Raw genomic sequence first — 7,952 nt, 5'->3', positions numbered from 1 at the left:
CATCGCGGCCACCACCCCCGACCCCCGGTAAGACATACCGAAGCCCCCGATCAACCGCTCAATTTCGCAACAACCCGTTTGACGTCCGTAACTGGCCACTCGCGGGGGTCTGGGGCTTGATGAAATGCCGGAGACCGCCCTCTGACGTGACCTAGCAAGCGCTTGGTTGCTATGCTGTCGGCATGGCGCCGGAAACGTCGAGCCAGCCGGCAAGCAGGCGGGACGAACTCCTCGAACTCGCTGCGACGATGTTCGCCGAACGCGGTCTGAAAGCAACGACGGTCCGCGATATCGCCGACTCCGCAGGAATCCTCTCGGGAAGTCTGTACCACCACTTCAAGTCCAAAGAACAGATGGTCGAAGAGGTGCTGCGGGACTTCCTGGACTGGCTGTTCGCGCGCTATCAGGAGATCGTCGATCGGGAAGCCGCCCCGTTGGAGCGGCTCAAAGGCCTTTTCATGGCGTCCTTCGAGGCCATCGAGCACCGGCATGCCCAGGTGGTGATCTACCAGGACGAGGCGAAGCGGCTCTCCGCGCAGCCGCAGTTCGCCTTCGTCGAGGCCCGCAACAAAGAGCAGCGCAAGATGTGGGTGGACATCCTGCAGCAGGGCATCGCCGACGGATCGTTCCGGCCCGACCTCGATGTCGACCTCGTGTACCGGTTCATCCGTGACACCACCTGGGTTTCCGTCCGCTGGTATCAACCCGGCGGACCACTCTCGGCCGAGCAGGTCGGCCGGCAATACCTCGCCATTGTCCTCGGCGGAATCACCGCCGACGGCACCACTGTCAAAGGAGACCAGTAATGCCTGAGGCCTATGTCGTCGACGCGGTACGTACCCCCATCGGCAAGAAGAAGGGGGCACTGGCCGATGTGCATCCAATTGATCTGGGAGTGCATGCTTTTCGCGCCATCTTCGACCGCAACGACGTAGATCCCGGGGCTGTCGACGACGTCATCGTCGGCTGTGTCGACGCCATCGGGGGACAGGCGGGCAACATCGGCCGCCTGGCCTGGCTGGCTGCCGGGTACCCCGAGGCCGTCCCCGGCGTCACGGTGGACCGGCAGTGCGGGTCGTCGCAGCAGGCCATTTCCTTTGGCGCCCAGGCCATCATGTCCGGCACCGCCGACGTCATCCTGGCCGGCGGCATGCAGAACATGAGCTGGGTGCCGATCTCCTCGGCGATGGTGGCCGGCAAGGAATTCGGATTCACCTCGCCCACAAACGAATCCAAGAACTGGCTGCACCGCTACGGTGACCAGGAGATCTCGCAGTTCCGCGGGTCGGAGATGATCGCCGAGAAATGGGACATCTCCCGTGAGGAGATGGAGCAGTTCGCCTACAACAGCCATCAGCGCGCATTCGCCGCGATCCGGGCGGGCCACTTCGACAACGAGATCGTCCCGGTCGGGGACTTCGGCGTCGACGAGGGGCCGCGCGAGACCACGCTGGAGAAGATGGCCGCGCTGCAGCCGCTGGTCGAGGGCGGCCGGCTGACGGCCGCGCTGGCCAGTCAGATCTCCGATGGCGCATCGGCCGTGCTGTTGGCGTCCGAAGAGGCCGTCAACAGATACAACCTGAAGCCGCGGGCCCGCATCCACCACATCAGCGCTCGTGGCGACGATCCGGTGATGATGCTGACCGGCCCCATCCCCGCCACCCAGTACGCGCTGGAGAAGACGGGACTGTCGATCGACGACATCGACACCGTCGAGATCAACGAGGCCTTCGCGCCGGTCGTGCTGGCGTGGCTCAAGGAGACCAAGGCCGATCCGGAGAAGGTGAATCCGAGTGGCGGCGCCATCGCGCTGGGCCATCCGCTCGGCGCCACCGGTGCGAAGCTCTTCGCGACCATGCTCAACACCCTTGAGCGCACCGGCGGCCGCTACGGCCTGCAGACCATGTGTGAGGGCGGCGGCACCGCCAACGTCACCATCATCGAGCGCCTCTAGTTCCACCGCTCGGCGGGCCGTTTAGCGCGCGGGCAATGGGGAATCCCGCGAAGATGATGAAGCCCTTAGCTGTTGCTGCGGTCGTCGCCGTCTCGGTCATCGGTGCAGGTGCGTGCTCGAACCAGTCGTCCACCGGGGGTGGCGAGTCGGGGACCCCGCAAAGCACCGGTGCCGCCGGCGGTGCACTGAAGACGGACTTGAAGACCGCCGACGGGACCACCGTGGCGAACGCGTCGATCGAATTCGCCGACGGCTACGCCACGGTCACCGTGCAGTCGGTGGGGACCGGGCTTCTCAGCCCGGGCTTCCACGGCCTGCAAATCCATGCGGTCGGCACGTGTGACTTCTCTTCTCCGGGTAGTCCGCTGCAGGTCAGCGGGCACAACACCTATTCGGCCAGCGGTGACCTCGCCGACCTTCAGGTGCGCCCCGACGGCGCGGCCAAGCTCGTGACCACCTCGGCGGATTTCACCGCCGCTGATCTGCAGAGTGGTCAAGGCACGTCGCTCGTCCTCGACGCCGGGCCGACCAACCGCAGCGGCGCGACGTCCGCGGCCCCGTCCGGCAAACCTGTGGCCTGCGGTGTCATCGCGGCAGGCACGGCCACGTCCACGACGACACCGTCACCCTCGACATCGACATCGACGGTGACCACGACAGTCATCGCGCCGGGCGCCCCGGCGGTCACGCCCACCTCCACGACGACCCCGTCGCCGTCGACCACCACCACCAGCCCGAGCACCAGCACGGTCACCGTCACCGTGCCGTCGACCACCGTGACGTCACCGCAGGTGCCCAACGCTCCCGGGTAGGCCCGCGACTCACACAGCTGATCGCGGCGGCGGTCAGGCCCGGTGGCCCAGCAGCGCGGCGATGGCCTGCTCGGCCTGGGTGATCTCGAGTGGTTCGCCGGTGATGATGTCGGCGTACAAGAACGATTCCACGATGCGCACGACGAGGTAGGCCAGATCTCGCGGCGGTAGCGAGGGTTCCAGGCGGCCCTGGTTGAGCTCGTCGTTCAGCATCTGTTCGATAGCCGCGACCAGCCGGGACTGCACCGTGCCCGCGCGTGTGGTCAGGATGCGCAGCGCCCGTTCGGGCTCCCGGCGCAGAAATTCCTGGAAGAACCCGGCCTGGTCGATCAGGGTGGCGAAGCGGCCGACGGCGTGGGAGATGCGCTCGGCGCCATGCCCGGGGGAGGCGTCGATGGCCGCCGTCAGCGTGGGCTCGGCCAGCGACCACAGGATTTCGGCCAGCAGCTCGTCGCGACCGCCCACCCACCGGAACAGCGTGGCTCGGTTCACGCCGAGTTCGGTTGCCAATTCCCCCATCTCGATGCGGCGGCCGGACAGAAACCAGCCGCGCGCAATGCGGAATGCGTCCAGCGGATCTGGCTTGCGGTCGGTCGACGCGAGCATGCGTCCCAACGGTGTCTCGGCGATGGCGCACCTCCAAGTGTGGTTGTGAAGCCGATGCGTGCGCATCATGCTACCGATTGACGTACAAGTGATATGTATCTCCATCCGTCTCGGATATGCAACATATCCAGATATGATGCACGAGTGACCCACTCGTCCTCGATCCTCGATCTCTTTCGCCTCGACGGCCGCGTCGCGGTCGTGACCGGAGCATCCAGCGGCCTCGGCGTCGGATTCGCGCAGGCACTGGGCCAGGCGGGCGCCGACGTGGTGCTCGGTGCTCGGCGTGCGGACCGGCTGGCCGGCACCCGGGAACTGGTCGAAGCCACCGGCCGCAAGGCCGTCGCGGTGCGGACCGATGTCACCGATCCCGACGACTGCCGGGCCCTCGTGCAAGCGGCCGTCGACACGTTCGGGCGCGTCGACATCCTGGTCAACAACGCCGGCGTCGGCACAGCTGTCCCCGCAACGCGAGAGACACCCGAAGAGTTCCGCTCCGTCATCGACCTGAATCTCAACGGCTGCTACTGGATGGCGCAGGCCTGCGCGGCCCACATGAAGCCGGGCAGTTCGATCATCAACATCAGCAGTGTGCTCGGCCTGACCACCGCCGGTCTGCCGCAGGCCGCGTACGCCTCGTCGAAAGCCGGCCTCATCGGCCTGACCCGCGACCTCGCCCAGCAGTGGACCGGGCGAAAAGGCATCCGGGTCAACGCATTGGCCCCGGGTTACTTCGAATCCGAGATGACCGACCAGTTCGAGAGCGGCTACTTCGAGAACAAGGTGCTGCCCCGAACGCTGGCCGGAAGGCTCGGCCGCGCAGACGAACTCAGCGCCGCACTGGTCTTCCTGGCCAGCGACGCCAGCAGTTACATCACCGGCATCACCCTGCCTGTCGAAGGCGGACTGCTCACCAGCTGAGCGCACCGCCCACAAGAACGAGAAGAGAAGGACCCGTGAAGCAGCTCAGCGGCCTCGACGCCACATTCCTCTACCTGGAGACCCCGACGACCTTCGGGCACGTGACCGGGCTGATGATCTTCGAACGCCCCAACGCGGAATTCGACCCGTACGCCGCGGTGTACGCCAAGTACGCGTCGCTGATCGGTGAGCTCGAACCGCTGCGCCGACGGTTGGTCGAGGTGCCGCTCGGCCTCGACCATCCGTACTGGGTCGACGATCCCAACTTTGACCTCGACTTCCACATCCGCGAAATCCATTTGGCTCGACCAGGAATGGCTGACCAACTGGCTGACCAGGTCTCGCGCATCGTCGGGCGCCCCATGGATCGCAGCCGGCCGCTGTGGGAGGTCTACGTCATCGACGGGCTGCACAGCGGTCGATGGGCCATGCTCACCAAATACCACCACGCCACCATCGACGGTGCCGCCGGACAGCTGATGCTCAACATCATCACCGACACCGAACCGGACACCACGCCACCCGGACCGGGCCCGGCCTGGCAACCCGAAGAGCTGCCGAGCACCGTCGAACTGCTGCGCAAGACGGCCGTCAACCTCGCAGGCCACCCCGTCAAGGCTCTACGGGTGCAGACTCGCCTGGTCCGCCAGCTCGCCGACACCGCAGGCATCGACAGCATCAGCAGCGCGGCGAGCAAGACGGGATCGGCCATCAAAGCCCTTGCGCGCCTGGGCAAAGAGGACGGACCGAAGATTCCGCTGCCCACGTCCGCGGCACCGCCCACCCCGTGGAACAAGCCCATCACCGGACATCGGCGCTTCGCGATGCGGACCACCTCGCTGGAGAACATCAAGCGGCTCAAGAACGCGACCGGGGGCACCGTCAACGACATCGTCATGGCGATCTGCGCCGGGGGATTGCGCCAGTATCTGCTCGCCCACGACGCACTGCCGGACCGTCCGCTGCGGGCAATGGTGCCGGTGTCGATCCGTACCGGCGACGAAGAGGATCCGTGGACCAACCGGGTGTCCGCGATCTTCCCCGAATTGCCGACGGACTGCGAGGATCCGCTTGAGCGGGTGGCCCGCTGCCGCGAGGCGATGCTCGACGCGAAGCGGCTGCTGGATCTGATGCCCGCCGATCAGCTCGGCGACCTGGCCCAGTTCTCGGCACCGGTGCTCTCGACATCCGCGATGCGACTGGCGTCGCGGTTCGGGTTGGCCCACCGCATCGCGGCCACGCCGTTCAACCTGGTGATCTCCAACGTGCCCGGGCCTCGTCAGCCGGTGTACTTCGCCGGTGCCCAACTGCGGCACCAGTTCCCGGTGTCGATCGTCACCGAGGGACAGGGCCTCAACATCACCGTGGTGAGCTACCTGGACCGCCTCGACCTGGGCTTCGTCGTGGACCGCGAACTCGTGCCCGACGTGTGGGATCTGGTCGACATGCACATCGACGAGATCAGCAGGCTGTTCGAGGCGACCGGGGCGCAGTGGGCCGAGGAGCCGCAGCCCGCGCATCCGCGCCGCGGCCGGATCAGGATCGCGCAGCCCGACGAGATCTGCTGACCGCACGCCATACTCGCGCCGGCGTCAACATGGCACGGGTGCAGGCGCACACCGCAGGCCCGGCCGATGGCATTGGCCAGTGCATGCGCCGACGGACCGTCAGCGTGTTGAAGCCGTCGAGGCCGATGGTCCTCACGTCAACTCGTTGAGCCGGCCGAACCGCGCCGCGGCGATCGGGTTGGCATCGGCCACCAGATCGGCGAATCGGTAATTGGCGATCTTGGCGATCTCGATGAGGGCGAACGCCTTCTCGGCGGCCGGAGAATTGTCCATCCGCGACCAACCGTTGCGCAGCACCCGGTCGAACCGCTCGGTCTCGCGGGCACAGATCACCAGCGGGAATCTGAAATGCTCGCGATAGGCCGTGGCCAGTTCGACGACGTCGTTGTGGTCGTCCTCGCTGAGATTGCTCAGCGCGACGTGGTCCACGGCCAGTGCGTGACCGGTGTCGTCCTCGGCGCCAAGATTCGGGAAGGCGCTGATCAACTCGAGTTGCTGCTCGGAGGGGCCTGTGAGGACCGCGTCCTGAAAGGCCTCACGCAGCGACGCCGTATCGGTGAACGGGCGCTGTCCGATGGCCCGCTCGATCGCCCACGGCACATCCTGGACGACGTGGCCGAACACTTCGGTGAAGCGGTCCGGTGTCATGGCGTTGACCTCGCCGAGGGTGATCGAACCGCCGCCGGCCACCCGGGGGCCGCGCGAACCGGTGTGGAAGAAGACGACATTGAGCAGTATCGCGGCGACGGCCCCGATGCTGATGCCGCTGCCGAACAACAGGTCCACTCCCGCTGGCATTGCCTTGGCCACATCCGGATACGCGGTGACCCACAGCGCCAGCGCCAGGCTCGTGGTCACGATGATCAGGTTGCGATGGTCGGTGAAGTCGACCTTGCCCAACGTCTGGATACCGACGACGGCGACGGTGGCGAACAGCGTCAGCGCGGCGCCGCCGAGGACGGGATTGGGGATCGACGAGACGACGGCGGCGACCTTGGGCAGAAACCCCAGCACGATCATGATGACCCCGGCGGCGGCCACCACCCATCGGCTCTTGACTCCGGTGAGCCGTACCAGGCCGACGTTCTCCGAGAACGCGGTGTACGGAAACGAATTGAACGCGCCACCGATCGCCGTGGCCAGTCCGTCGGCGCGCAGCACATTGCCGATGTCGGAGGGTTTGACCCGCTTGCCGACGATCTCACCGGTGGCGATCGTCGAACCCGTCGACTCCACCGCGGTGATCATCAGCACGATGATCATGGTCAGGCACGCCACGACGTCGAATTTGGGGATGCCGAACAGGAACGGCGGGGTGAATCCGAATGCCGATGCCGCACCGACCTTGTCGAAGTTCATGTCACCCAGCAGATAGGCCGCAACGCAGCCGATCACCAGGCCGAGCAACACCGCGATGGTCGCCAGGAACCCGCGGAACAGCCGCTGGATCGCCACGATGATCGCGATGGTGCCCAGCGCGTAGAGGAACCACCGGATGTTGCTCGCGTCGACTGCTCCGGTATGCGGGTTGGTGACGGCGTCGTGAGCGCCCACCGGAACCAGACACAGACCGATGATCGTGATCAGCGTTCCCGTGACCACCGGCGGGAAGAACTTCAGCAGCTTGATGAAGACGGGAGCGATGAGGAACGTGAACACGCCGGCGACGATCACCGCGCCGTAGACGTAGAGCAGGCTTGCCGCTCCGCTGCCATGGGCCAGGCCGATCGCGATGATCGGTGACACTCCGGCGAAGGTGACACCCTGCAGCAGCGGCAGGCGCACTCCGATGTTCCAGAACCCGACGGCCTGGATGATCGAGGCGATGCCGCAGGTGAACAGGTCGGCCGTGATCAGCTTGACCAGATCGTCCGGCGGCAGGTCGATCGCGCCGGCGATGATGATCGGCACCAGGACCGCTCCGGCATAGAACGCCACAACGTGCTGGAAGCCGTAGGTGGCCAACTTGCCGACGGGCAGCATCTCGTCGACGGGGTGCACGCGCCGCTTCGCGCGGTGGATGATCGAAGCCGACATCGCTCAAGAATCCGACGGCTCGGGTGCTTTCCCGTGTCGTGCGGGTTTCGCCTG

General features: G+C 66.2%; 7 protein-coding genes. 5 read left to right on the top strand and 2 right to left on the bottom strand.

The features are described 5' to 3' along the window. Positions 1 to 182: 182 nt before the first annotated feature. From kstR2 to BST13_RS27270, 3 genes are read left to right on the top strand one after another with little or no spacing between them, the layout of a single operon-like run. Positions 183 to 806, top strand: a complete 624-nt coding sequence (gene kstR2 / locus BST13_RS27280) for a TetR family transcriptional regulator KstR2 (protein WP_083167626.1) — start codon at positions 183 to 185, stop codon at positions 804 to 806. Continuing rightward, positions 806 to 1,954, top strand: a complete 1,149-nt coding sequence (gene fadA6, locus BST13_RS27275) for a steroid 3-ketoacyl-CoA thiolase FadA6 (RefSeq protein WP_083167623.1) — start codon at positions 806 to 808, stop codon at positions 1,952 to 1,954. Before kstR2 ends, fadA6 begins: the two co-directional genes overlap by 1 nt. A 53-nt stretch (positions 1,955 to 2,007) precedes the next feature. After that, the gene (locus BST13_RS27270; RefSeq protein ID WP_083167651.1) at positions 2,008 to 2,766 is read left to right on the top strand and encodes a superoxide dismutase family protein; all 759 of its coding nucleotides are present in this window, start codon (positions 2,008 to 2,010) and stop codon (positions 2,764 to 2,766) included. A 33-nt stretch (positions 2,767 to 2,799) separates the two neighbouring features. On the opposite strand, the gene BST13_RS27265 is transcribed toward BST13_RS27270, so the two are convergent. After that, on the bottom strand, positions 2,800 to 3,372 hold the full coding sequence (locus BST13_RS27265; protein WP_083167621.1) for a QsdR family transcriptional regulator: 573 nt from the start codon (positions 3,370 to 3,372) through the stop codon (positions 2,800 to 2,802). A gap of 144 nt (positions 3,373 to 3,516) precedes the next feature. On the opposite strand from BST13_RS27265, the gene BST13_RS27260 reads away from it, so the two are divergent. After that, entirely contained in the window at positions 3,517 to 4,293 is a 777-nt protein-coding gene (locus BST13_RS27260; RefSeq protein WP_245839815.1) for an SDR family NAD(P)-dependent oxidoreductase, read from the top strand. A gap of 35 nt (positions 4,294 to 4,328) precedes the next feature. Continuing rightward, the gene (locus BST13_RS27255; protein ID WP_083167615.1) at positions 4,329 to 5,861 is read left to right on the top strand and encodes a WS/DGAT/MGAT family O-acyltransferase; all 1,533 of its coding nucleotides are present in this window, start codon (positions 4,329 to 4,331) and stop codon (positions 5,859 to 5,861) included. A gap of 132 nt (positions 5,862 to 5,993) precedes the next feature. On the opposite strand, the gene BST13_RS27250 is transcribed toward BST13_RS27255, so the two are convergent. Further along, positions 5,994 to 7,898 carry a solute carrier family 23 protein gene (locus BST13_RS27250; protein ID WP_083167613.1) on the bottom strand — a complete coding sequence of 635 codons (1,905 nt, stop codon included), beginning with the start codon at positions 7,896 to 7,898 and terminating at the stop codon, positions 5,994 to 5,996. Positions 7,899 to 7,952 lie beyond the last annotated feature (54 nt).

It is taken from the genome of Mycobacterium aquaticum (assembly GCF_002086485.1).
GTDB classification, from domain to species: Bacteria; Actinomycetota; Actinomycetes; order Mycobacteriales; family Mycobacteriaceae; genus Mycobacterium; species Mycobacterium aquaticum.
This window is presented reverse-complemented; position numbering and strand designations above follow the sequence as displayed.

What these genes read in the sequence shown, in the direction of transcription:
- kstR2 (WP_083167626.1), top strand. Translation starts at nt 183, where the DNA reads ATGGCGCCGGAAACGTCGAGCCAGCCGGCAAGCAGGCGGGACGAACTC.
- fadA6 (WP_083167623.1), top strand. Translation starts at nt 806, where the DNA reads ATGCCTGAGGCCTATGTCGTCGACGCGGTACGTACCCCCATCGGCAAG.
- BST13_RS27270 (WP_083167651.1), top strand. Translation starts at nt 2,008, where the DNA reads ATGATGAAGCCCTTAGCTGTTGCTGCGGTCGTCGCCGTCTCGGTCATC.
- BST13_RS27265 (WP_083167621.1), bottom strand. Translation starts at nt 3,372, where the DNA reads ATGCTCGCGTCGACCGACCGCAAGCCAGATCCGCTGGACGCATTCCGC.
- BST13_RS27250 (WP_083167613.1), bottom strand. Translation starts at nt 7,898, where the DNA reads ATGTCGGCTTCGATCATCCACCGCGCGAAGCGGCGCGTGCACCCCGTC.